General features: G+C 47.7%; 25 protein-coding genes and 5 tRNA genes. 24 read left to right on the forward strand and 6 right to left on the reverse strand.

Features of this window, described 5'->3' with window-relative positions:
* The 11 genes from IPL85_02795 (at position 1) to IPL85_02845 (ending at position 10357) form a co-directional block, all read left to right on the forward strand.
* Complete coding sequence (locus IPL85_02795) at positions 1 to 672, forward strand: hypothetical protein (protein ID QQS20350.1); 672 nt, start codon at positions 1 to 3, stop codon at positions 670 to 672.
* Entirely contained in the window at positions 669 to 917 is a 249-nt protein-coding gene (locus IPL85_02800) for a hypothetical protein (protein QQS20351.1), read from the forward strand. The genes IPL85_02795 and IPL85_02800 overlap by 4 nt, the downstream gene beginning before the upstream one ends.
* A gap of 8 nt (positions 918 to 925) precedes the next feature.
* A complete protein-coding gene (gene tadA, locus IPL85_02805; protein ID QQS20352.1) occupies positions 926 to 2728 on the forward strand; it encodes a Flp pilus assembly complex ATPase component TadA in 1803 nt (600 codons plus the stop codon).
* A 144-nt stretch (positions 2729 to 2872) separates the two neighbouring features.
* Positions 2873 to 3940: a type IV pilus twitching motility protein PilT gene (locus IPL85_02810; protein ID QQS20353.1), complete on the forward strand. Its 1068-nt coding sequence runs from the start codon at positions 2873 to 2875 to the stop codon at positions 3938 to 3940.
* A gap of 42 nt (positions 3941 to 3982) precedes the next feature.
* Complete coding sequence (locus tag IPL85_02815) at positions 3983 to 5197, forward strand: type II secretion system F family protein (GenBank protein ID QQS20354.1); 1215 nt, start codon at positions 3983 to 3985, stop codon at positions 5195 to 5197.
* Between the two features lie 122 nt (positions 5198 to 5319).
* A complete protein-coding gene (locus IPL85_02820; GenBank protein ID QQS20355.1) occupies positions 5320 to 5772 on the forward strand; it encodes a type II secretion system protein in 453 nt (150 codons plus the stop codon).
* 64 nt (positions 5773 to 5836) lie between these two features.
* The gene (locus IPL85_02825) at positions 5837 to 6694 is read left to right on the forward strand and encodes a prepilin peptidase (GenBank protein ID QQS20356.1); all 858 of its coding nucleotides are present in this window, start codon (positions 5837 to 5839) and stop codon (positions 6692 to 6694) included.
* Positions 6695 to 6791: 97 nt separating this feature from the next.
* Positions 6792 to 7637, forward strand: a complete 846-nt coding sequence (locus IPL85_02830; GenBank protein QQS20357.1) for a type II secretion system protein — start codon at positions 6792 to 6794, stop codon at positions 7635 to 7637.
* Positions 7628 to 8065 (forward strand): prepilin-type N-terminal cleavage/methylation domain-containing protein, encoded by a 438-nt coding sequence (locus IPL85_02835; GenBank protein ID QQS20358.1) that lies wholly within the window; start codon positions 7628 to 7630, stop codon positions 8063 to 8065. The genes IPL85_02830 and IPL85_02835 overlap by 10 nt, the downstream gene beginning before the upstream one ends.
* Complete coding sequence (locus IPL85_02840; GenBank protein QQS20359.1) at positions 8065 to 8721, forward strand: prepilin-type N-terminal cleavage/methylation domain-containing protein; 657 nt, start codon at positions 8065 to 8067, stop codon at positions 8719 to 8721. Before IPL85_02835 ends, IPL85_02840 begins: the two co-directional genes overlap by 1 nt.
* A gap of 25 nt (positions 8722 to 8746) precedes the next feature.
* Positions 8747 to 10357 (forward strand): hypothetical protein, encoded by a 1611-nt coding sequence (locus IPL85_02845; GenBank protein QQS20360.1) that lies wholly within the window; start codon positions 8747 to 8749, stop codon positions 10355 to 10357.
* 128 nt (positions 10358 to 10485) lie between these two features.
* On the opposite strand, the gene IPL85_02850 is transcribed toward IPL85_02845, so the two are convergent.
* Complete coding sequence (locus IPL85_02850) at positions 10486 to 11394, reverse strand: tyrosine-type recombinase/integrase (protein ID QQS20361.1); 909 nt, start codon at positions 11392 to 11394, stop codon at positions 10486 to 10488.
* A 309-nt stretch (positions 11395 to 11703) separates the two neighbouring features.
* Here IPL85_02850 and IPL85_02855 point away from each other — a divergent pair, with 309 nt between their 5' ends.
* The 7 genes from IPL85_02855 to IPL85_02885 all read left to right on the forward strand — a co-directional run bounded on the left by IPL85_02855 (position 11704) and on the right by IPL85_02885 (position 15873).
* Positions 11704 to 12216, forward strand: a complete 513-nt coding sequence (locus tag IPL85_02855) for a nucleoside-diphosphate kinase (GenBank protein ID QQS20362.1) — start codon at positions 11704 to 11706, stop codon at positions 12214 to 12216.
* Between the two features lie 34 nt (positions 12217 to 12250).
* Positions 12251 to 12325, forward strand: a tRNA-Arg gene (locus IPL85_02860).
* A 10-nt stretch (positions 12326 to 12335) separates the two neighbouring features.
* Entirely contained in the window at positions 12336 to 13256 is a 921-nt protein-coding gene (locus tag IPL85_02865) for a hypothetical protein (GenBank protein ID QQS20363.1), read from the forward strand.
* Between the two features lie 22 nt (positions 13257 to 13278).
* Entirely contained in the window at positions 13279 to 13854 is a 576-nt protein-coding gene (locus IPL85_02870; GenBank protein ID QQS20364.1) for a PH domain-containing protein, read from the forward strand.
* Between the two features lie 4 nt (positions 13855 to 13858).
* On the forward strand, positions 13859 to 15004 hold the full coding sequence (locus IPL85_02875; GenBank protein QQS20365.1) for a peptidylprolyl isomerase: 1146 nt from the start codon (positions 13859 to 13861) through the stop codon (positions 15002 to 15004).
* A 272-nt stretch (positions 15005 to 15276) separates the two neighbouring features.
* Positions 15277 to 15353, forward strand: a tRNA-Asp gene (locus IPL85_02880).
* 184 nt (positions 15354 to 15537) lie between these two features.
* Positions 15538 to 15873, forward strand: coding sequence for an MscL family protein (locus tag IPL85_02885; protein QQS20366.1), 336 nt, complete (start codon positions 15538 to 15540; stop codon positions 15871 to 15873).
* Positions 15874 to 16019: 146 nt separating this feature from the next.
* Here the strand turns inward: IPL85_02885 and IPL85_02890 are convergent, their stop codons facing one another.
* The 3 genes from IPL85_02890 to IPL85_02900 form a co-directional block, all read right to left on the reverse strand.
* Entirely contained in the window at positions 16020 to 16490 is a 471-nt protein-coding gene (locus IPL85_02890) for a GNAT family N-acetyltransferase (protein QQS20367.1), read from the reverse strand.
* 197 nt (positions 16491 to 16687) lie between these two features.
* Positions 16688 to 16762 (reverse strand) — tRNA-Gly (locus IPL85_02895).
* Between the two features lie 92 nt (positions 16763 to 16854).
* Positions 16855 to 16930: transfer RNA gene (locus IPL85_02900), tRNA-Thr, on the reverse strand.
* A gap of 105 nt (positions 16931 to 17035) precedes the next feature.
* Here IPL85_02900 and IPL85_02905 point away from each other — a divergent pair.
* Both IPL85_02905 and IPL85_02910 read left to right on the forward strand, forming a co-directional pair.
* Positions 17036 to 17395, forward strand: a complete 360-nt coding sequence (locus IPL85_02905) for a hypothetical protein (GenBank protein ID QQS20368.1) — start codon at positions 17036 to 17038, stop codon at positions 17393 to 17395.
* Positions 17396 to 17398: 3 nt separating this feature from the next.
* Positions 17399 to 18631: a hypothetical protein gene (locus tag IPL85_02910; GenBank protein QQS20369.1), complete on the forward strand. Its 1233-nt coding sequence runs from the start codon at positions 17399 to 17401 to the stop codon at positions 18629 to 18631.
* Positions 18632 to 19012: 381 nt separating this feature from the next.
* Here the strand turns inward: IPL85_02910 and IPL85_02915 are convergent, their stop codons facing one another.
* Both IPL85_02915 and IPL85_02920 read right to left on the reverse strand, forming a co-directional pair.
* Complete coding sequence (locus tag IPL85_02915) at positions 19013 to 19435, reverse strand: hypothetical protein (GenBank protein ID QQS20370.1); 423 nt, start codon at positions 19433 to 19435, stop codon at positions 19013 to 19015.
* A 413-nt stretch (positions 19436 to 19848) separates the two neighbouring features.
* Positions 19849 to 19925, reverse strand: a tRNA-Val gene (locus IPL85_02920).
* Between the two features lie 541 nt (positions 19926 to 20466).
* Here IPL85_02920 and thrS point away from each other — a divergent pair.
* The 4 genes from thrS (at position 20467) to IPL85_02940 (ending at position 24338) form a co-directional block, all read left to right on the forward strand.
* The gene (gene thrS, locus IPL85_02925) at positions 20467 to 22338 is read left to right on the forward strand and encodes a threonine--tRNA ligase (protein ID QQS20371.1); all 1872 of its coding nucleotides are present in this window, start codon (positions 20467 to 20469) and stop codon (positions 22336 to 22338) included.
* Positions 22339 to 22358: 20 nt separating this feature from the next.
* A complete protein-coding gene (locus IPL85_02930) occupies positions 22359 to 22682 on the forward strand; it encodes an MGMT family protein (protein QQS20372.1) in 324 nt (107 codons plus the stop codon).
* A gap of 35 nt (positions 22683 to 22717) precedes the next feature.
* Complete coding sequence (miaA, locus tag IPL85_02935; GenBank protein QQS20373.1) at positions 22718 to 23617, forward strand: tRNA (adenosine(37)-N6)-dimethylallyltransferase MiaA; 900 nt, start codon at positions 22718 to 22720, stop codon at positions 23615 to 23617.
* 61 nt (positions 23618 to 23678) lie between these two features.
* Positions 23679 to 24338 (forward strand): transcriptional regulator, encoded by a 660-nt coding sequence (locus tag IPL85_02940; protein ID QQS20374.1) that lies wholly within the window; start codon positions 23679 to 23681, stop codon positions 24336 to 24338.
* Positions 24339 to 24349 lie beyond the last annotated feature (11 nt).

Below are 24349 nucleotides of genomic sequence, written 5' to 3' on the forward strand. Positions count from 1 at the left end.
ATGGCAGATGTGCTTTCTACAAAACGACTTCTCATAGACAAGGCTAACACTACTGTTGTGATAGCCGTAAGCTTGGCCGTGTTCTTATTTGTTTTTTCGGCAGTTTCCACAAAGACATTTATAAGTAAGGCTGGGTATCAAAACCGTGTCATTGCCGCCAAACGTGAAGCCCGCGAACAACTAAAGGATGACAAAGAAGCGGTCAAAAAACTCCGTAAGTCATACAATTCTTTTGTTAGTACGGATCCGAACTCTATCGGGGGAAGTCGCGGTGGACTGGATAAAAAAGACGGTGACAATACCAAAATTGTTCTCGATGCGTTGCCTAGCAACTATGATTTTCCAGCGCTTGCAACCAGCATGGAATCGCTTGTGGCGACCGAAGGAGTCAAGATAAATAGCTTCAATGGTACTGACGATGAAATTGCTCAGGCCGCAAATATTACAAGTACCAACCCTGTGCCGATTGGCATGCCGTTTGAACTCTCGGTTTCTTCTGACTACGGGAAAATTCAGGGCGTAATTACGGCCTTTGAAAAATCTATTCGTCCTATCGAACTCGTGACTTTAGATATATCAGGTGACAGAGAAGGCCTGACAATGGTTGTAGGAGCGCGAACGTACTTCCAGCCAGCTAAGTCGCTCAACGTAACTACAAAGGTTGTGAGATGAAACAAAAAGACATTGGCATCATTGTAGCGGTTGCTTTTTTGAGTGCGATTGTTTCCTTTTTGCTATCCAACAAGCTTTTTTATACACCTGAGAATAGACAGCAGCAGGTCGAAGTGGTCGATGTTATAAAGACCGACTTCAAGCAACCAGATCCGCGTTATTTTAACTTGGAAAGCATTAACCCGACTCAGAACAGCCAGCTGAACAGTACGAACCAAACGCCGTTTAATGCCACGAAACAGTAGAGGGCGTTATGAGTGTTCTATCTGCTTCCGCGCAGACGCAAGTCGAGGATAAACTTGTTGAAGACGGGACCTTAACCCGAGCTGATTTGGCCGAACTGAAAACACAGTCAAAAGACACGGGTACGCCTTTGTTTGGCCTACTGGTTGCGAGTGGCAAAGTATCCAATGAAGAGCTGACAAAAACTATTGCTCATGTTGCAAAAATCCCGTACGTCAATCTGCTTGAAGCAAAAATTGAGGCAAAAGTACTAGAAATGTTGCCCCATGATATTGCCGAGCGTTACATGGCGGTGCCACTTGGTGAAATGCAGCACCGACTCGTTGTCGCCATGCTTGACGCCGACAACGTACAAGCAGTCGACTTCTTAAGTAACCGTATTGGTAGACCGCTTAAGGTGTATGCTGCCAGCGAAGAGGGGATTCGACAGGTTTTGCATCAGTATTCGGCGCAGCTTTCAAATAATCTTGTCGACGAAATAGGCAAAATGGGTGAAGGCTTACGGATTGACACTTCTCTGTCAGATGAAAAAAGAGCGCAGAAAGCCGCCGAAAACATCACAACTATTGTGCAGGACTCGCCAATTAGTAAAGCGCTTTCGACCATTTTGGAATATGCAGCAAAAAATCGAGCGAGCGATGTGCATATAGAACCACTTAAAGAAAGTCTCAAAATCCGGTGCCGAATTGATGGTATATTGCGGGAAATTATGAGTTTACCAAAGTCGACTGAGCCACCACTTGTTTCACGTATAAAAATTTTGGCAAACCTAAAAATTGATGAACATCGCATACCTCAAGACGGTGAGTTCACAATCCAGGTAGCAGGGAAAGACATCGACCTGCGTATTTCAATTAGCCCTGTTATATGGGGTGAGCAAGTGGTTATACGACTGCTCGACAAAAGCGGCACTAGCTTCAAGCTAGAGGACATGGGCTACCATGGCCGAAGCCTCAGAGCAATCCGAACTGGCCTTGAACGTACCAATGGCATGATTCTTACGTCTGGGCCCACCGGTTCTGGTAAATCAACCAGTTTGTATGCGCTCCTCCAAGAAGTAAAGAACGACGGCGTAAACATCGTTACCCTAGAAGACCCTGTTGAGTACAAAATGGACGGTATAAACCAGATTCAGGTAAACGCTGATGTTGGACTGACATTTAGTAGTGGGCTGCGCTCGATTCTTCGCCAAGATCCCGACATTGTCATGGTGGGAGAAATTCGCGACAAAGAAACGGCCGAACTGGCAGTGCAGGCAAGCCTAACGGGCCACCTTGTATTTAGTACCTTGCACACAAATAGTGCCGCTGGAATTCTGCCGCGGCTACTTGATATGGGTGTCGAGCCGTTTCTGATAGCAAGTACAGTACATGTTGTCATTGGCCAGCGTCTGGTACGTCGGATAGGCAAGAACAGTGAGCAATATCAGTCGACTGCTGTAGAAGCGGCCGCAATCAAAGAAGCCCTCGCCGGCTTGTTGCCTCAAGATAAAGAGCACGTTGCGGAAGTTGCAGAGGACTTTGGTTACGAAACCTTGCCATTAGCGGGGGATAACGCTTATACTTTAACCAAGGGCAAGGACAGCCCTGGTTCCCCTGGAGGCTACAAAGGTCGCATGGGGTTGTATGAAGTTTTTGAGGTAAGTGAAGAAATTCAACAGCTTATCTTGAAACGGTCAACCAGCTCTGAGATTCAGGCTCAGGCAGAAAGAGAAGGCATGGTAACGATGCGCCAAGACGGGTACCTAAAGGCACTCGCAGGCCAAACGACCGTCCAGGAAGTAAACCGAGTTGCATCAGCGGACAGCGCGTAAGGATATAGCCAAGAGACATGAGTTAAGCTTTAAAAAAAGGGTGGATGACATGAGACAAAATCAATACAACGCAGACGATAAGAATACCCAGTTCTTGTCTATTTTCTCCTATCTCATATTGCCACGACTGAAAGGGGTGAAGTAATGAGCGGTCAACCACGAATTGAAATACTCCTAGAGGAAGTTGTCAAGAAAAAAGCCTCTGACCTTCACCTGCAAGTTGGGCTGCCTCCTATGCTCCGAGTTGACGGTGCACTCGTACCGGTCGCTGCCGCAGATATTCTGACTGAAGAAAGTGTTGAAACGCTCATTTTTGCCATTTTGGACGAAGACCAAAAGCAGATTTTACTCAAAGACAAAGAATTTGACTTTAGCTTTGCGTTTGGGGATCTGGGTCGGTTCCGCGTCAACGCCTTCCACGAAAGAGGAAACCTAGCGGCCGCGCTGCGTCTTATACCGAACGAAATGCTAACAATTGAGCAGTTGGGTCTGCCACCAATAGTCTCAAAGTTTTCGGAGTACCCGAGGGGTCTTGTGCTTGTGACGGGACCAACCGGTTCCGGTAAGTCAACAAGCTTGGCGGCACTTATCCATAAGATAAACATGGAACAGGGCAAGCATATTATTACCATCGAAGACCCTATCGAGTACACGCACAAAAGTAAGAAATCAATTATTGTCCAGCGAGAAGTGCACTATGACACGTATTCTTTTAGCGCCGCACTGCGCTCAAGCCTTCGTGAAGACCCTGACGTGGTGCTAATAGGTGAGATGCGCGACCTTGAAACTATTGCCAGCGCCATTACCATCGCCGAAACGGGGCACCTTGTTTTTGCTACACTCCATACAAACAGCGCGGCACAGTCTATTGACCGCATGGTTGACGTTTTCCCGCCACACCAGCAACCGCAAATTCGTGCTCAGCTGAGTAACATTCTGATGGCAATTTGTTCGCAGCGGCTTATACCAGCCATTGGCGGCGGCCGTATGGCGGCAGCCGAGATACTCATTGCAACCCCGGCGGTGCGCAACATTATCCGCGAAGGTAAAACACACCAGCTCGATGCAGTTATTCAGACCGGAGCAGAGTTTGGCATGCAGAGCATGGACAAGCAGCTGGTGCAGCTTATACATACCGGCACCATCAGCTACGATGAAGCTCGTAACTACGCCATAGACATTGATGAACTAGATAGGCTTATGAGGGACTAACATGAGAGTTATGACAACAGCATTGAAGCCGGAGATTTCACGATGTTAAGTTACAGCTACATAGCTCGGAACCCGCAGACTGGCAAGCAAGTCAAGGCAACAGTGCAGGCCGATAGCGAATACGCTGCGGCAAAGCTCATTAGCGCACAGGGACTGGTTGCGACAGATGTGACGCTTCAGAGTGAGGGCCGTGGCTTTGGGTTTAAGTCAAAGGTGAGAGCCAAGGACCGTGTGCTATTTAGTCGTCAGCTGAGCACGCTTATTAATGCTGGTCTACCGCTGCTACAAGCGCTCAGAAGCGTCAATAACCAAACAACCAGTAAACCTCTAACAGTAGTACTGAGTCAAGTGATTGGCGATGTCGAAGGTGGCGGCACGCTGGCAAATGCCATGGGTAAACATCCGCGCGTGTTCAACCAAGTATATCTTAGCCTCATCGCAGCTGGTGAATCTTCTGGTACCCTTGACCAGGCACTCGACCGGCTGGCCGTACAGCAGGAAAAAGAAGCCGACCTAAACAGCAAGATTCGTGGGGCTATGATTTACCCCATTGTGGTGCTGGGAGTGATGATTCTTGTTATCGGCTTTATGGTTGTAAAAGTTCTCCCGCAAGTGAAGAGCATTTACGAAGGTATGCAAGGCACTGAATTACCTTTGTTGACACGTATAATGTTGGCCGTTTCTGATTCTGTTATTGCCTACTGGTGGGTTATTGCTCTGGTGATTAGTTTTATGGTGTTCTTTACAACTCGTTGGGCTCGGACTGGGCCCGGTAAACAAGTAATCGATAAGATTAAAATGAAAGCATGGCCGATAGGACCACTTTTTATGAAGGTCTACATGGCACGATTTGCACGTACGGGTACGACATTGGTTGCAAGCGGTGTACCACTGCTGCAAATGCTTAACATTACTGCTCAAGCGGTAAATAACGTGCACATACATGCAGCAATCATGCGTGCGGCCGACAAAGTAAAAGGTGGGAAAAGCCTAGCAGATAGTATGGAAGGTGACCCAAATTTCTTGCCGCTTGTCCCGAACATGCTGCGCATCGGTGAGCAGTCGGGTGCAATTGAGGAAATGATGGCAAAAGTGGCAGACTACTACGAAAAAGAGGTCGATACCGAGGTTGATAACATATCCGCACTTATTGAGCCGGTTATGATGGTAGCGCTTGGTATTGTGGCGTTTATGATTGTTGCCGCAGTCCTGCTGCCAATATACGGGCTTGCAGGCAGTGACAACCTGGCAGGTTAAGGATACTGTGAGATATATTACAGTTATTAAATAAGCTGCCGTTTTAGGGCTTGCATTTGGGGCGCAGGCATCGTATATTTGTAAGCATAAGAGTAATATAAGAGCAAAGGGGCACTTGCACAATGCAAAAAAAACTTCAACACCGTAAAGAGAGCGGCTTCACCATAGTTGAAGTCCTCATCGTCCTGGCTATTGCCGGTTTAATCATATTGGTCGTACTGCTAGCCGTACCGGCTCTGCAGCGCAACGCCCGTAACACGGCCATTAAGAATGACGCGTCAGCAGTAGCTGGTGGCATTTCTGAATACGAGTCAAATAACGACGGTATCGTGCCTAACTCAATTACTGCAGCTGCTGGTGTTGTCACTATCTCTGGAACCGGAACAAACACATCTGCGAAAGTACAGGGTGGTACGGTGGTAAACTCTGCGGGCAACACAACCCCACCACTGGGTACTATAAGCGCACGAATTGGTTTTCGATGTGATGGCGCCGCAAGCGGACGAGCAATTGCTGTTTGGTACTCTACAGAGAACTCAAGCGCGACACCACAGTACAAGTGTGTTGATAGCTAGGATTATCGTTTAGCCAGAAAAGACCCGCAACTGAGCGGGTCTTTTTTATGCTACTATAGCTGTAATGATGCTTCTAGTTATACTGTTTGGCTATGGACTTATTTTTGGGAGTTTTATAAACGCGCTTGTCTGGCGTCTGCACGAGCAAGGGAATAAGAGAATCAAGAGTCAACAGCAAGGAGTCAAGAAACCACGCAAACAAGTGCCAGAGGATTACTCAATCCTCACAGGAAGAAGTATGTGCCCGCAGTGCCACCATACTTTAGCGGCTCGCGACCTTGTTCCGGTGCTGAGCTGGCTGAGCTTACGCGGCAGGTGCCGGTACTGTCAAAAGCCAATCTCGGCGCAGTACCCGCTGGTCGAGCTTCTTACCGGAGTGATTTTTGCTGTGTTTTACCTGGGATGGCCATTTTCACTCATTGGGCTTGAGTTGGTTTGGTTTGTGTATGGCTTAGTGTATCTAGTATATTTTGTGGCACTGGCGCTGTATGACTTTAAGTGGTTTCTACTGCCAGACAAACTGGTTTTCCCACTGATTTCTCTGGCAGCCAGTGAAGTGGTGGTCACGGCTGTTTGGACTGAGAGTTGGCGCAACCTGTGGCTGCCAGTAGTGGGGGCTGGGCTGTTTTTTGGTCTTTTTTGGGTGTTGTACCAAGTTTCGGCAGGCAAATGGATTGGCGGCGGCGACGTAAAACTAGCAGCGGCGCTCGGGTTTATAGCAGGAGGTCCGCTAGAAGCAATGATGGTGCTTTTTGTAGCGTCATTTTTAGGGACTCTGGTGAGTATACCACTGCTCATGCAGCAAAAAGGTGGCCTGCGCCAGCATATTCCGTTTGGCCCTTACCTTTTGGCGGGCTGTTTTATCGTAATGCTCTACGGCGAGCGAATACTGTCATGGTACAACGGGCTTATTCTTCTTTGATCACTGTGGGACAATAATCATCACGTTCTGGTTCTACGGGTTATTTTGCAAGAGGTATTTTGTTTGCGCAGATAACGCTTGTGGTATACTGAAATATATGAAAAGGGGTGGCAAAAATATATCTACCCATGGCTTTACCGTCGTAGAGACGTTGATTGTTTTGGCTGTCACAAGTGGTTTATTTGTTATTACCGCCGTGGCTATAAATGGCCGCCAGCAAAAAACAGAGTTTCAAGTAGGTATACGAAATCTACAGCAGCAGTTTCAGCAAATTATTACTGAGGCCGCAACGGGCTATTATCCGGTAAGCTCTTCCTTCCGGTGTAGCCTTATCGGGGGTGGTGATAACGTTAGGCTACAGGGCGGCGGGTCGAATGAGCAGGGTAGCAACGAGGCATGCACGTTTGTTGGCAAAGCTTTGGTAGTCGGAGGCCCTGATCATTTAGATAACTACAGTGTTTTCTCCTTGGCAGCACGGCGTGTGCTGGACGACGGTGTGACAGAGGTGCGTAATCCAGCAGAAGCCATGGTGACGGCAATAGCTCCTAGCTCGGCTAATGGTAGTTCTCCCGATACGCAAATCACTAAGCCTATACCGAATGCGCTCACCTTTGTCTCTGCGCGTCCGGTAGGGTTGGGGTGGGCTTCCGGGGAAGTTGCGGCTAGTTTCTTAAGTGGGTTCGCAAATTTCGAAGGTAGTGGGGAGGAAACTGGGGGCTCCCAGCGGCTTGAGCTGCGGGGGTTTGCAAACTGGTCAACTGGTGTCAGCGACGCCGATGCCATCGACAGGGAAGCAATCCCCGGTCCAGGACGGTACCCACTTTTCCCAAATGGTGTTGAATATTGTTTCCGTAGTAATGGCACTAATCAATCCGCCATTGTGACTATTTCCAGTGGGCTTGCAGTTAGCTATAAGATAAAAGCAGGAATCACATGCACGTAATAAACCGACTCATGGCCACAAGATTTCATACAACAAATCAGCGTGGCGACACCATTGTAGAGGTGCTTATTGCAATTGCTTTAGTTAGTTTGGTTTTAACATCTGCTTATGCTCTTACGAATAAAAATGTCCGTGCCACTCAAGAAGTTCAAGAACAAAGCTACGCTCAGAAACTTGCCGAACAACAGGTTGAATTACTGCGCGCTTCTAACCCAAAGCCAACAGCGAGCAGCTGTTTTGACCCGAATACAGGGGCAACATTGGCACTGATTAGTGTAGCCTGCAGACCTACAGTGGGCAACGTAAACTACAGCATTGAAGTAGCCAGAGATTCGGTTGTACCTGAAAAGTACAGCGTGAGGGTGACCTGGGATACGTTAAGCGGTCGTACTGCGAAGGTAACTGTGTATTATAAGGTGGCACCGTAATGACTAGACATTCTGTGCGACGCCATTCTGGAGGCTTTACCATTGTTGAACTGATGATTGCAACAATGGTTTTCTCGGTTATTCTTACTGTGGTGACTATGGGGGTTATTTCGTTTAGTAATCGCTACTACAAGGGAGTGCATACTTCGGCTACCCAATCTGCTGCGCGGTCAATTATGGACACGATTACGCAATCAATTCAGTTTGGTTCGGCCACAGTTACACCAAGCGGTAGCAATAACTTTTTTTGCGCCGGAGGATCTGTTTTTCTGTTCGATACTAACGGCGTTATGTTCAATAATACGCCCGGCCAAAGGGGTGTCTATGTCACCCCAAAGACGGGGGATGCCTGTGTTGACCAGGCTGTAACTGGAGGCAGGCAGCTACTAGGCAACCGTATGCGGGTGGCTTCTATAAGCGTTGCTCCACTGGGTGGAGTCCCAAATATGTACCAGGTAAGTGTTGTTGTTGCGTACGGGGACGATACGGTTCTATGCGCACCTTCGTTACCGCAGCAATGTCAGGAAACCGCTAGTTACACCGCCCCTAGTTTTATTAATCTGCCAGATATTACGTGTAAACCGGGCAATGGTAATCAGTATTGTGCAGTCAGTCGGCTGAAGGCAAGTGTTCAAAAAAGAGTAGTGCCGAGCTAAAATAGAAGGTATAATGAAAATAAGCATGAGCAGAGTAAAACGACAAGATGAACGAGGACTGGTATCGTTTATGATTACCATTGTCATGATGGTGGTTATTTCTCTCATTGTGATTGGTTTTACACAAGTTGCAAACCGCAATCGCCGCCAAGCGCTTGACAGGCAGCTTAGTACGCAGGCGTTTTACGCCGCCGAATCTGGTGTAAACGACGCTATACGGGTGATACGTGCAGCCCAGGCATCCGGATCACCGATTCTCGCCCAAGATAACTGTGATGACACGACATACTCCACCAATGCAACGTTAAACAACGACCCGCTAGTAAAGTACACCTGTGTGCTCGTCAACCCGACGGTACCAAATATTGAAACAGTAGCTACGACCCAGGCTTCAATGGTTGTGCCACTGAATCTTACCGATTCCACCGGCGGTAACTTACCGCCAACCGCAACCGTCCCCCTCACGTTTACATGGAAGGTGGCGGCCAGTGCAAACCCAGATCCTGCGCTGTGTCAGACAAGCGGTAACTTTGTCCCAAATAACGCTGCCAACCAGTGTGGCTATGCGCTGCTACGCGTCGACCTGATGCAAATGGAAGCTTTTTCTGACGCAACATCCGCTGCTAACAACACAAAAACATTCTATATGCAGCCAGTTTCATCAGGCGCGAGTTCGTCCAGTTTTAGCAATTTTGGAGCTCCAAAAGCCACTATTGTGCCCGCTGCTTGCAACGCGGCAGCACAAACCTGTACGGCCACCCTTGATATGACTGGCTCTGCAAAAAATCCCTCGCGCTACACAGCCCGAGTAAGTGCTATGTACAGAGATAGCCCGTTAGTTATGATTGACGGTGGGACTGCCGGAAATGCTTATTTCAGCGGCGCACAAGCAAGTATTGATGTAACCGGAAAGGCACAAGACACGCTGCGCCGTATAAAAGTACGTGTACCGCTCAGAGACTTTGCGACCGAGAACTTGCCACTAGGTGGGGTGCAATCACAGTCAACAGTCTGCAAGCGGTTTACGGTAAACAATTCGTTTGTTCGGGATGAGTGTGCACCGGCACCTGTTCCACCTGGCCCTGGCCCTGGCCCTGGTCCTGGCCCTGGCCCTGGACCGGGGCCAGGTCCTGGCCCTGGACCTGGACCGACTGTGACCTGTGAAACAGTAAGGGGGACATTTTCTGGTGACGTAACCGTATTTGGACCTGGGCATGGGGTAGCTACGGCTAACGCACCGCTAAACGGACCACTGAAAGCAGGCTGTACCTATAACTATGTAATTACTTACGGAGACGATAATCATGAGAGCTCTCGAAATGCGTGTAACGCAGGTGATAGGGGTGCATGTGACGTGTGGCATCAGCCAGAGGAGCGTTTTTATTCACAGGCTGTTACTAGCACCGGCCAAGTACTTGCGACATTGGCAACCTCAGGAGATGTTCCAGATAATGTCGGTAGATCAGACGGTAGTAGCCGGTTAAGTTTAAGCGGTACAGTGACAATTCCGGGGGCTACTGATAGCACGTCATTCTTACGGTTAGTGCACGCACCCATAGCATCTCCTACCGGTGTCGACTGGATAGATGGCAATAGCGTTCACATTTACGGTATGGTATTTACGCCGGTTCCCTAAGCAGTCAGTGAACCTAGCTCGACGCAAAGACTAAGTACTAAAGTGGTGCGGGTTCGGTGGCCCCGGAAGGCTTCGCTCTCGCTTGATAGCTCGAAGCGCTGATAATCGTTTTTACCAACGAGTCGGGGTTATTTATGGTGGAATTTTTCGTGCACTGCTTTTAGGTGTGGGTCAGTGACATGAGTATAGATTTGCGTGGTTGCTATGTTGCTATGCCCAAGCATGGCCTGCACGGAGCGCAAGTCAGCACCATTCATGAGTAGGTTGGTAGCGAAAGAGTGCCGTAAGGTGTGAGGGCTAACGTGTTTGGTAATACCTGCGAGCAAGGCGTAGTGGGCGACAAGGCGTTGAATACTGCGAGCAGTTAGGCGATGAAAGTTGCCGCTGCGGTCGACCGTTTTGCGCCCACCGTAACGAATAAAAAGCGGCTTCACCGTATCGTTTCGTTTTTCGACGTAACGTTGCAGCCATTCTGCAGCTTCGGTGCTGATGAAAATGGGTCTGTCCTTTTGACCTTTTCCGCGCACCATAAATTCGCGTCGTTTGAGATTTATGTGGTCTTTATCAAGCCCGACAAGCTCCGACACGCGTAGCCCCGAGCTAAATAGTAGCTCAAGTATGGCTCTGTCGCGTAAACCTGCTTCTGTGCTGGTGTCAGGCTGTTCAAAAACACGGGCTAGCTCGTCTTCATTTAAAAAAGTTACTTGCGGCCGTGTTGTACGGGAAAGTTCGATTGTGTCTGGTGGCATACACTCTATGCCGCGCTTATGGCAAAATTTGAGGAAACTTCTGAGCGCTATAAGATGGTAATTTAATGTGGTTTTTTGCAATTCGTCGTTTACGTTTGTGCCGAGCCGGTTGAGCCACAGTCGCCATTTGCGCACAAGTTCCTGGTTTACATCTTGCACAGTAATATCTCCCGCGTAGTCAGCAAGACGAGTCAGGTAATGGTCATAGTTGCGAATAGTTTTTTGTGAGCGATTTTGCTCAATTTCTAGATATTCCAAAAAATCTGTCTTCGCTTTTGTAAACTGCATATACTTATACAGTATCGGGTATTGGAGGGGAAGTATCAAGTGCGCACCACACCCCAACCGGCTACAAGTTTACTAATTGTTACGATTTTCATATTTAGTAAACTCAGTTAACAGAGGGTGAGGTCTGACTTTTGGATGTTCCTGTTATGGTTGGTCTGTAGGCTACGCCAATCACGCGTCAATAACTTGGCGCTTACACTGAGTTTGGGTTTGCAGCGTGCTTAGAAATAATTGGGCCTTGCGTACTGCATCCAGAGGTTTCCATATGCGTGTCTATCTGTTACAATGCGAGGAAAAGAAAGGATTTTGATGGAACAAACGCTTGTAGTTTTTAAGCCAGATGCCGTGATGCGTGGCATAGTAGGGGAAATTTTGACGCGCTTTGAACGAGCCGGATTTAAAGTTGTAGGTATGAAAATGGTGCAGCCGGATTACGAACATTTCCACGGTCATTATGAGGGAATCGGCACGCTGAAAACGCGCAAAGGCGACGAAATATTTGAGAGCCAACTAGCAGCCATGCAGGTTGGGCCTGTTATTGCCATGGTACTCGAGGGGGTCGAATCGGTCGAGTTTGTGCGCAAAATGGTAGGTGATACGCAACCAAAAACAGCTCTCCCAGGCACTATTCGCGGTGACTATGCACACGTCACTTATGGGCAAGCAGCATCTGCTGGAATGGGTGTGGCTAATCTTGTGCATGCTTCGGCAACAACGGAGGAGGCAGAAAAAGAGATTGCACATTGGTTTAGCGAGAGCGAATTGTTTGACTACCAAACGGTGCACGATTTCTTTACTCAACCGCGCAAAAAGGCTAAATAACACCTTGAAAACTGAGCACATTTTGTGCTCACGAGTCCCGATAGTTCAACGGATAGAATAACTCCGTCCTAAGGAGCAGATGTTGGTTCGATTCCAGCTCGGGATACCAAAAAACGACTATGAACTCAACTCACTATGACGTTATTGCATTTGGCGGATGCTACCTAGACATTATTTCTACGGGTTTGCCCTTCGAGGCAGCAGGTGTCCCCGTGGAGCGAGAAATGCGAGGCAATAGCTATCTGGCCCAGCCTGGAGGGTCGGCTATCAACATGCTTAGAACTCTCCAAAAACTGGGTGGCAAGGGTATATTTATTGGAGTAAAGGGTGATGACGTCACCGGTAGATTATTGGAACAGCAATGTACAAACGAAAATCTTACTGTAAAACTGTTTCAAGCCGACGGTCGCCAGACTAACTTTGGGCTCAATATGGTTGGCCAGGAGAGCAGCCACGTGCTGTTTAGTCTCGGTAGCGCCAATCAAATGCTTACATCTGACATGCTTCTCCCTGCACTAAGTGAAATACTAACGGAAAAATCCTTTCTCTATATGGGGACACTTTTTAAACTTGATGGGCTTGCGCCCGATTTTTATAAAGTTCTTCGCCTTGCGAGACTGAAAGGTTCGAAAATTGTGGTTGATCACGGCCGCATCTCCCCTGGAGCGCCAGCCGATCGTTATTCTCAAGTGCAAACAGTGGTATTGGCGGCGGATTACTACCTTCCAAGCAAGGCAGAGTTTCTTGAAATGTGGCAAGTAAATACCATTGAAGAAGGACTGCGGCGACTTCATAGTCAAGCGAAAGACTTGACCACCGTAGTAAAAGATGGCGGTAACGGTGCTCACTATTGGGCAGACGGCAAGGTGTGGCACGTTGCGGCTCGTAGCGTTACATACGCGCAAAATATTACTGGAGCCGGCGATGCCTTTAATGCAGGCTTTTTATGGGCCGTATCTGCGAAAAAAGCACTAGTAACCTCTGTTGAACATGCCGTTGCCGTCGCCGCTGAGCACGTAGGAAATGGCCGCAACGCGTGACATAATCTGTTACAATACGCTTATGGCCAAAGATACGCAGACAGCCGTGACCCCAAAAGGGCAAACAAAATATTTTGAAGACCAGATGGATGACGAAGAAGTACTTTATGTATTTCGTAAGCACCCAATTGTTATGCGTAAAGGGCTCATTGTGGGCTCACTGGGTTTGCTAGTCGGGCCTCTGTACACTCTTATTTTGACCTATACACAGCCCAATGATCCGCCGAGTATGACGTTTTTTTACTTGAGTTTCTTGGGTAGTCTTGCGCTTAGCGCTTTATTGTTCTTCCCATCATGGATGAGCTGGCATTTTAGTGTGTTTATTGTTACGAACGAGCGCTTTATACAGATTACACAAAAAGGTTTTTTTCATCGAAGCGTGGTTGATATGGGCCTGAGCCAGATACAAATGGTTAATTACCAGGTGAAAGGACTGCAAGAAACATTGCTCGGCTATGGTACTATTATGATGCAAACGTTTGTGGGCGACCTGCTTATACACTACATACATCACCCGTCAAAAACCCAAAAACGTCTGCTCGAAATATTGCGCACACAGGGGGTGGCAGCGGCTGGGATGCCGCAGGGTCAAGGATAGATATATGAAAAAACTACAAATGCGGAATTACTCTCAAGCAAAACACGCAAAAAAAGTTCGTGCTATTGTTCCGCAAGTGGCACGACGTTTTCGCAAGCCAACGCTGCAACAACAAACAGAGACAGCGCTTAGTGAGGTGCCACGCATAACAAACGAGACTGTAGCGGAACACCGTGAAGAAGTCCTGAAGGGCGCACGGAAGTACAAGTATCCACTTGAGCATTCGAAACGCAAAATTGTCGCAGTGTCATCGACCATACTCATTCTCGCTGTTGTTGGATTTTTTATTTACACCGGGCTCAGTCTATATAGGTATAAGACAACTTCACTTTTTATGTACCGAGTCACGCAGATTATACCGTTTCCGGTTGCAAAGGCTGGGAGCAAGTGGGTTTCATACGAAAGCTATCTTTTTGAACTTAGGCATTCCATACACTACTACGAAACCCAACAAAATGTTGACTTTACTGACACTGAACCTGGCAAAACAAAGGGTAAGGCACAGCTTGATGCTTACCGCTCAGTCGCCCTGCAGCAAGTTATTGACGTGGCTTACGTAAAAGAACTGGCAGCCAAAAACAAACTATCCGTCACCGAGCAAGAAGTTAGCGATGCTATTACAATGTTACAGGCACAAAACCAGCTTACGTCTGATGATGATGACGAGCTTGAAGCTATCATGCAAAAATTTTTCGGTTGGTCTGTTTCTGACTTAAGCCGTCGGCTGAAGGAAGAACTTTTAGCACAAAAGGTTGCCGCCAAGCTTGATACGGCTGCATACTCAAGGGCACAAAATGTACTTTTGCAACTACAAAATGGAGCAGATTTTGCCGCGCTCGCTGCACAGGTTTCGGACGACACAGCTACCAAGGCCACCGGCGGTATTTACGCTGACATTGCAATAACTATGAAGAGCCAGGAGGTTCCCCCGCAGGTTGTACGTGAGCTCGCAAAGCTGCAACCCGGGCAGCTCTCTGACATCATTGTTACCCCAAACGCTTTTGAAATTGTAAAACTCGTGGGCAGTGAGAATGGGAAATATAAGGCTGCGCATATACAAATAAACTTTTCGAGCATAGATAAGTACATTCAACCACTCGAGAAAAAAAATCCTCCCAAGAAGTTTATTAACGTTCAGCCGCTTAAATAGTTGCTTTTTTTGTGCCTACTTGGTACACTGACCTCTGTTAGCTTGTGCCTCGCATGCTGAGGTGTAACTATTTGGGACTGGAGCTCGACGAGAGAAGTATCAAATTTGTTTCGTCACAACGGACTTCGTGTTGGCATACTCTGACGAGCGCCCGTAGCCGAAAATAGGCTTGCATGTTTTAAGCGAGTCCCGCAGGAAGGAGCGCGCCAAAGGTGCGCGATATCCGGTCGGTTCCGACCATTTTACAAATAATCTGATACAATCAGAGTTAAGCGCCCGTAGTGAAGAGGCCTATCACGCCTCCCTGTCACGGAGGAGATCGCCGGTTCGAATCCGGTCGGGCGCGCCAGAAAAATACCTCAGCGAAAGCTGGGGTATTTTTCTGGTATGTCTGTTGGTTTTGAACCGGTGATAACCAGCAATGCCGGTGTGTTTACTTAAGCCAAAGCGAGAACGGCCGCTTTTTATTGCGCTTAAAAAAGTGCTAACGTATACTTCGAATTACAACGGGGATAATAAGAAGGAGACATGCAATGGGAAAAACCAGTAACGTAAAGGGATTCGCAGATTTTGTACGGGAGCAGGGTGTAGTAGGTTTGGCAGTTGGTCTAGCTATTGGTGTTGCAGCAGGTACCGCAGTTAAGGAAATTGTTGACCAATTTATTAATCCACTTGTTGGATACATTCTCGGCGGCGCCGATTTGGCTAAGCTGAAATGGAATACCGGTCTTAGTCGAGGCGGTGAAGACCTTGTTTTTGGCTGGGGTGCTATATTGGGTGCCATCATAACACTACTCGCAACAGCTTTTGTGGTATACCAGCTTGTTCACCTTGCTAAACTTGACCGTATAGATAAGAAAAAGGACTAACTACAATGGTTAGCTAGTCGACTTATAAAAAAACGGCGCAACTGCTCCGTTTTTTGTTGATGCAGCATCATTAAACAGGTTAGGACGATACTGCTATCTGATTTTAGTCCATTACCTCTGTAACTAGCAGCTAGACACGCTCTAATCTACACATCTCTTGAGCTTAAATCTAGCTCGTAAAACATTACTTCGCCGTCTTCTTTTGTAAGTTTAAAACCGGCCGCTTCATATGTTCTTTGTGCACTTAGTTGCTTGCGATTGGTATCCAATGTTATTTTATGGAAGCCAGCTTCTTTGGCCTCTGCTAGAGCAGTACGTAGCAGTAGGTTCCCGAAACCCTTGCCACGAAATGGTGGCCTTAAGTACATCCGCTTTAGAACAACCTCGTCAATTGTGTCACTTTTGAGTGCCACTGAGCCTACTACTTTGTCGTCATAAACCAAGACCCAAATATTACGATAAAATGCTTCAGGTTGGGACAAATCTTGATCGAGGCTAGGATTGAGCGCAAACCCAAACTCACTATGGCTATCGTTTACCAGGCTTGCAAAACTTGGCTGATATTTAGGGTCGTACGGTACGAGCTGAAGCTCTGAATTTTCAAAGTTGAGAAACATAACTTAAATTTAACTATGTTTTAGGGAATAATCAATAACAGCGCGGTCGGTTATAACTATCGGCTCTGCACATTTAGCAGATATGGAATGTCGATTGCTGAAAATAATCTGGTTCACATATAAATTAGATCAGAACGCTAGATCAGAACGCAGCTTTTCTTGATTTAGAAATGTATTTGGGTTCAAGAATTAACTCGTGGTGCGGGTGGGGGGAGTCGAACCCCCGTCTCAGCCTTGGGAAGGCTACATAATGGCCGTTATACGACACCCGCTTATTCGTTTCGCCCAGACAAAAACAATTTTCAATTTTTATGTATCATTTTGCAACGACTACACGTAAAAATGCTTTGTCTCAAGCAAATCCTGGAGCCACCTGCCGGAATCGAACCGGCGACCTTCTCGTTACGAATGAGATGCTCTACCAACTGAGCTAAGGTGGCAATAGGGTTAAGACGCACTGATTATACCAAATCCCATAAAGATTCACAGCAGCCATGTTGCTATCGCTGGCTTCTCTATAGTCTGGTACAATATCGAGAGCATTTATGAGTTCAACAAAACATTTTATTCAAGATCGTACCGCACTGCTTTTGGTAAGCGTGAACGCATTTTTGACGCTCGCGGCTATTGTCCTTGTTGCGCTCAAGCTCGAGGCAAGCAAGGGAACTACAAATTACATAGTTTCGTTTCGTTCGTCGCTGGGTTTTGACGGCTATACTCAAGGGACCGGATTAGATGTTGCAAGCTTTATGGCGGCGGCTGTCGTGCTCTTTTTTATAGGCCTCATACTCAGCTACCGGACATATCCGATCAAGCGAGAACTGTCCTTGGCTGTTCTTTCGCTCACCGTGCCGCTTTTGTTACTGGTAATAATTGTAAGTAATGCCTTGCTTCTCTTACGATAATCCATGGTCAGCCTAGATATACCACTGGAAAAAAACAGAAAAGGGCATTACCGATTTTTTGAGATATTGCCTGGAGCGCTCAGTTGGGGTATGTTGGCGCTGCCGTTTATCCTGAGTTTTATAGATGTGCGCATGGCAGCGCTCTTTATGTTTGTCTATGTGCTTATCAATTTTTCGCGAGGTATTTCGGGAGCAGTGCGTTCTGTGCAAGGATTTCGAACAGTGAAACAGCATCAAAAACTGCCGTGGCCAACTATGCTCAGTGAGCTTGCCAGCGGCAACGTGCCCGCTCGCTCAACTCGTCCCAGGTGGCACCATTATGCCATTGAACAAACAAAAGAGCGCCCGTTGCTTATGCCGCCAGACCAAGTTATCCACGCAGTCATAATCGCTACATACAAAGAATCTCGCGAAGTACTTGCTCCGACCATTGAAGCTGTTTTGGCTTCCCAGTACAACATGAAGCAAGTCATTTGCATCTTGGCATACGAAGGCCGTGCAGGTGAAACAACCGAGCATCAGGCCAAAGAGCTTATGCAAACGTATAAACACAAGTTCATGGACACTATGGCTGTTCGTCACCCAGCCAACATACCTGGCGAAATCATCGGTAAGGGAGGTAATGTAACTTACGCGGGTCGTGAGCTGGAAAAGTACCTTCGTAAAAAGGGGATTGATCCACTTCGAGTGCTTGTCACCACGCTTGACGCAGATAACCGCCCCGACAAACACTACCTGACTGCGCTGAGCTACGCGTATATAGTTTGCCCAGATCCGGTTCATTCATCATTTCAGCCCGTGGCGCTTTTCTCAAATAACATATGGGACCCACCTGCTCCCATGCGTGTACTTGCAACAGGCAATTCCATATCACATCTCGTTTTTTCACTGAGGTCACATGCACTCAGGAACTTTTCGGCACATGCTCAGCCTATGGTTGCGTTGCAAAAAACTGATTTTTGGAGCGTGCGCACTATAGCCGAGGACGGTCATCAATTTTGGCGCTCCTATTTTCGCTTTGAGGGCAACTACCGAGCGCTACCTCTGCATCTGCCTATTTACCAAGATGCCGTGTTATCTGACACCTACTGGAAGACGCTGAAGGCTCAGTTTTTACAGTACCGTCGCTGGACTTACGGTGTATCTGATGTTGCGTATGTTGTGCATATGGGTTTTTTCCGAAAAAATACGATTTCAAAGCGAGACCTGATAGCAAAAAACGTGGCGTTTGCTTGAGGGTCACGTGACGTGGGCGGTTGGTCCTATACTGGTGCTTTTTGGCGGGTTTATACCGGTACTGTTCCACCCAAAGAGCTATGCAGCCCTTGAGCTACCGCTGATAGTGAGCCGGATCCAAACGGTCGCGATTGTCGTAGCCGTTGTAACCGTATTTCTTTCTCTCAGAACGCTCCCGCCCAAACCGGCACGCTATAAACGGAGTAAAAACATTTTATGGTGCTTCAGTGGGCTTATTTACCTTTTACGACACTGATTTTTAACTCGTTTGCTGCTCTGTATTCACAAACCAGATTGCTTTTGGGTAAGTACATCTCCAAGTTCGATGTAACGGATAAAGCGGTAATATCTCAAGCCGCCGACGGTAGCACGGTTAAGCAGTTATAGCCTCGACTTATCCAAAACCCCGCTGTGGTAGGCGGAGTAGTGTGTGGCGGCAGCTGCATCATAGCGCTCTAGCACAGCGTAAGTTTCGAGTGCGATGTCGCGGACTTCGATGAGGGCGCCGGGACGCGTTCTAAGCAATTGGTTGATGATTGTCCCAGCGAGGGCTCCTGCCTCCACCACAGCGCCGCTACGGTGTCCAAGAGAGGCAACGAGACTAATGAACAGCTTATCACGGCAAAAGGGCTCTGTTTTGTCAGGTTTCCGTACTACGATGCTTGCTGCAAGATCGGGGTGTTCAAGAGTAGTAAATACCGTATTGCAGTTGCTACAGGCTCGCCGCCGCCACGTTTGGTTTAACCGTTTTTGCAAGCGAGAATTTGTGACTTCAGTTTTACTGCCGCAATATATGCATACCATGACAACATGTTGACATAACGCTGGGAAAATATCTAGTGGAAAACTTATAAAAACCCGTGGATAAACGAAAACCCGGCCTTCTTATCGAAGACCGGGGCATTGCCTTATGAATAGGGCTAAAGGTTTATACCTATGCAGTCCTTACCCGACGGACGCGTGAAACGCGTTTTACATTCGGGAGTTCTTCATAAAACAACTGGAAGCTCTGTAATGAGCTTGGTTGTTTTGTACTCACCAACACACCTCGCTTAACTCAGATATACTAGCAAAATCAGTATTGCAAGTCAAGCCAATACATTGTATACATAAGCATAATAACAGGGGTATCAAAAGCAATACTCTTTACGATATCACTTCGTGGAATCGGCCTGTTTCACCACGAAAAAAGGTCAGCATATGCTGACCTCTTATCGTGGTGGGCGATATAGGATTCGAACCTATCACCTCCACAACGTCAATGTGGCGCTCTAGCCAAATGAGCTAATCGCCCGAACCCGGACATAAAGACTATAACAAAAGCCCGGAGCCTTTTCAAACGTCACACGGGTTCGTGACAGCTACGCCAGGGGCCTAGAAGTGCTATCGCATATATAGTATAAAAGGGATGAAACTGATATATAGACTTTTCCACAGGCAGCAGAAAAATACCCAAAAAAGTACTAGCATCATGCAGCTAGGCAGTGTATACTAGCTTGTGAGGTGAGGTTTTGCCGAGAGGTTTTACCGAACTAAAAAGCGCTTGGATGTCTTTGCGAGAGCACCCAAGCGTTTTTTTGTTATGAACGCATATCGCACCAAATGCGTGGATGTTTGTGACTGATAGTTTCAGCGGTGTATACTGACTGTAAGCGCTGACGTGGATTAACCAACCACTGAGCTTCGTCTGTGTGGCAACAGAGTACGTTAACTACAGTTGCAAGAGTTAAATGCTTAGGTGGAACCTCCGGTCAAAGTATCGGACCCGAGCACGCTACAGAACGTACCAACGTTTGAAGGCGTGTTTTTATTTTTGTAAAACGAGGAGTATTGATATGACGGCAGAAAACGATAGCCTACATGCCATGAGGCATAGCTTGGCACATATAATGGCAGGGGCAATTCAACACCTGTGGCCAGAGGTCAAACTTGGCGTGGGGCCGGTGGTCGAGAACGGGTTTTATTACGACATAGACCTCGGGACAGAGGCAAAACTCAGCGAGGAAGATTTTGGGCGAGTGGAGGATGAAATGCGCAAAATCATTGCAGACGCGCAGCCATTTGATAAATATATGATGCCCGTGGAACAAGCTCTGTTATGGGCGCGCGACAACGGCCAGCCTTATAAGGAAGAATTGCTCAATGATCTGCGGCGAGAGGGAACAACCCTGGCCAAAGAACTAGATAGTGCCATGATGGGGCTTCCGGCTGGCATAGGCGGAGTGACTGCGACGCAAACGGTTACTGAAGTATCATTTTACCGTAACGGCGACTTTTCTGACCTTTGTAGGGGTCCACACGTAGAGTCGACCGACAAAGTCGGGGCGTTCAAGCTCATGCGCGTAGCTGGGGCGTACTGGCGTGGCAAAGAGGATAATCCTCAGATGCAGCGCGTTTATGGTGTGGCATTTGAGACCGAAAAGGAGCTACGCAGCTACCTAGGTATGTTGGAAGAAGCCAAAAAACGCGATCACCGCAAGCTGGGTGCGGAACTAGATCTTTTTGTCTTTTCCGAGCTCGTCGGTCAAGGTTTGCCGCTGTGGACCCCCAGGGGCACGGTACTCAAGAATGAACTCGACCGTTTCGTACAAGATTTGCGTGACGAGCGAGGTTTTCAGCAGATATCAGTGCCGCATATTACCAAGAAAGAACTGTATGAAAAAAGTGGCCACTGGACAAAGTTCAAAGACGAATTATTTCGGATAACCACCCGTGAGGGGCACGAGTTCGCCATGAAGCCCATGAACTGTCCTCATCACACACAAATTTACGCGTCACAACCGCGGAGCTACCGAGATTTACCCATCCGTTACCGCGAATCCACCATGGTTTACCGCGACGAACAGAGCGGGGAACTGGGCGGGCTTAGTCGGGTTCGGGGGATTACCCAGGACGACGCGCATGTTTTTTGCCGAACGGGTCAGATTGAGGGCGAAGTGCAAAAGCTATGGGATATTATTGAGACATTCTATAAAACGGTTGGCTTTGAAGATTTGGAGTATCGGCTGTCAACGCACGACCCAGAAGATATGAGCCAGTACGCTGGCGGAATAGACAAATGGGATTCATCTGTCACTCAGCTAGAAAATATCCTAAAAACTAAAGTTGGCGACAAATACTATGTTGGGGTAGGAGAGGCAGCTTTTTATGGTCCGAAAATTGATTTTATGGGGCATGATGCCATCGGTCGAGAGCACCAGGTAGCAACAATTCAGCTGGATTTCAATCAGCCGGAGGGGTTTGATCTGACTTGCACCAATGAGGATGGTGGAGACGAGCGTATTGTCATGTTGCACTGTGCCGTAATGGGTTCGCATGAGCGTTTCTTAAGCATTTACATAGAACATACCGCCGGAAAGTTTCCTGTGTGGTGCGCGCCGGAACAGGTGCGGATACTGAGCGTTAACCAAGAGCCAGCAACACTTGCGTTTGTTGAGAGTTTGCAGCAGGCAGGCAAGGCGCTTGGCCTGCGCATTGAAGCAGACAACAACAACGAATCTGTTGGTAAAAAGATTCGTGCCGCCGAAGTGTGGAAGGTTCCATATACAATAGTGATAGGTGAGAAAGAGATTGGGGGCGGGGAGCTGACACCGCGTATCCGTAAAGACCTTGTCGTGTCGGAAGATTTGAAATCATACACGGCCGAAGAATTCTTTAGAACCGTTGCCAACGAAGCCAAGTCCCGTGTCAGTAAAACCTCGCTATAAAAAAGTCGGGTACCGAAAAAATGTTTACCGTAAATTTTGAAGTTGGGTTTCGGGAGCGAGTGGAGTCGGTAGTACGGCAGATTCCTTGGGGGCGGGTTATGACATATGGGCAGATTGCGGCGTTGTGTGGTAATGCGCGGGCGGCGCGGGTTGTGGGTGGTACCGCCCATTTTGGCGACCCGGATTTACCCTGGCAAAGAGTGGTTAACAAAAGCGGTGGTTTGGCGAGTGGCTACCCGGGTGGTCGCCGCGCACACGCAGAACACTTGCGTAGAGAAAAAGTCATTGTTTCTGAAGACATGAAAGTGGATGTCGAAAATCTGCTGTGGTGGCCGGAGGGCTAGCGTATTTTGTGGCCAGTCGTTAGTATGTAGGCAATATGTATATCCCAGCCACCTACGACCAACTAACAATCACTCAGCCAGCGCTGGTAGTGGTTGTTGGCGAAACTGCCGGCGGTAAGTCGGCGCTTGGTATGGAGATAGCAAAACGTTTTAATGGTGAAATAATCTGCGCCGATTCGGTCACTGTCTATAGGGGGTTCGACATAGGCTCCGCAAAACCAAGCAAGGCAGATCAGGCTATGATAACGCATCATTTGCTCGACGTCGCAAATGCCGCAGAGCCATTCACTGTGGCTGAGTTCAAAAAACTGGCCGAGCAGGCGATTGCTAGCATAACGTCCAAGGGAAAGTTGCCGATATTGGTTGGCGGAAGCGGCCTTTACGTCGATAGTGTCTTGTATGATTATCAGTTTAATTCGGCACCTAACACTAGTGAAAGAGATGTATTAAATACAATGTCACTTTCCGAGCTACGTTCTCTTGCCGTGAAACGGAGGTTGGATATTACGCGGGTAGATACTGCCAACCCGAGGCGGTTAATACGCCTGATTGAAACAAATGGTGAGCAGTCAACGCGTTCAAAAATGCGGATAAATACTTGTGTAGTTGGTCTAAAAGTTGACCCCGCTACTTTAAAATCACAGGTGGAAAAACGAGTTGCAGCCATGCTTGAAGTGGGGCTTGAAAATGAAGTAGAAAAACTGAGCGCACTGTACAAATGGGACTGCGAGTCGATGAAATCTGTCGGCTACCGCGAATGGCGGTACTATTTCGCGGGGGAGGCCAGTCTTTCCGAGACGGCTGCCCAGATATGTGTTTCTACTATGCAACTCGCAAAGAAACAAAGGACATGGTTTAAGCGCAATAATAGTATTCAGTGGGTTTCTGACCCCAGTTCTGCTGTAGAAATTATAACAACATTTCTGAACAAATAGGTTTTTTGTTCAGCGCAAAATCTGCTACACTATGAACAGCACTGAATAAGGGAGGTGCAACATGATTGAACAGCTATTTGGATCAAAAACGCGCGTAAAGCTTCTACATCTTTTTTATGAAAACCCGAACCGGTCATTCTATGTTCGTGAAATCACGCGCAAGATAGACGAGCAAATCAACTCGGTGCGGCGCGAGTTGGCTAATCTACTGAACATCGGTATTATCACGAGCGACTCTAGCAATAACAAAGTTTACTACGAGGTTAATCAAAAGTACTCGTACTACGTGCCTTTACAAGAAATTTTTGGTGGGCAAAAACCGCGGAAGCTTCGCAAAGCGACAGCCATCCCCGCAGTAGCCCCGTCTTCGGACGAGGCAGCTGGTGAGGTACAAGCAGTTACAGAGGCTCCCGTACAAGTCGAAGTTGATGAGCCAGCCGAGTTGAAACAACTAGGCAACGTTGAAATTGCTGCGCTGATGGGACAGTTTACGCGGGACGAAACGAGTGGTGTAGATGTATTGATTGTGGGAAATGTGAATCGCAATGCTTTACAGAAGTACGTAACCGAACTTGAAGAAAAAGAAGGTAAAGAGCTGCGTTATACTGTTTTTTCGCTCGAAGATTTTCGTTACCGAGTTCAGATAAAGGATCGATTTATATCAAACGTCCTGCTTTCGAAAAAGCAGGTGTTGCTCGACAAACAAAACCTACTCGGATAGGTTGGCGGATA

It is taken from the genome of Candidatus Saccharibacteria bacterium, assembly GCA_016699955.1.
Taxonomy (GTDB): Bacteria; Patescibacteriota; Saccharimonadia; order Saccharimonadales; family UBA4665; genus JAGXIT01.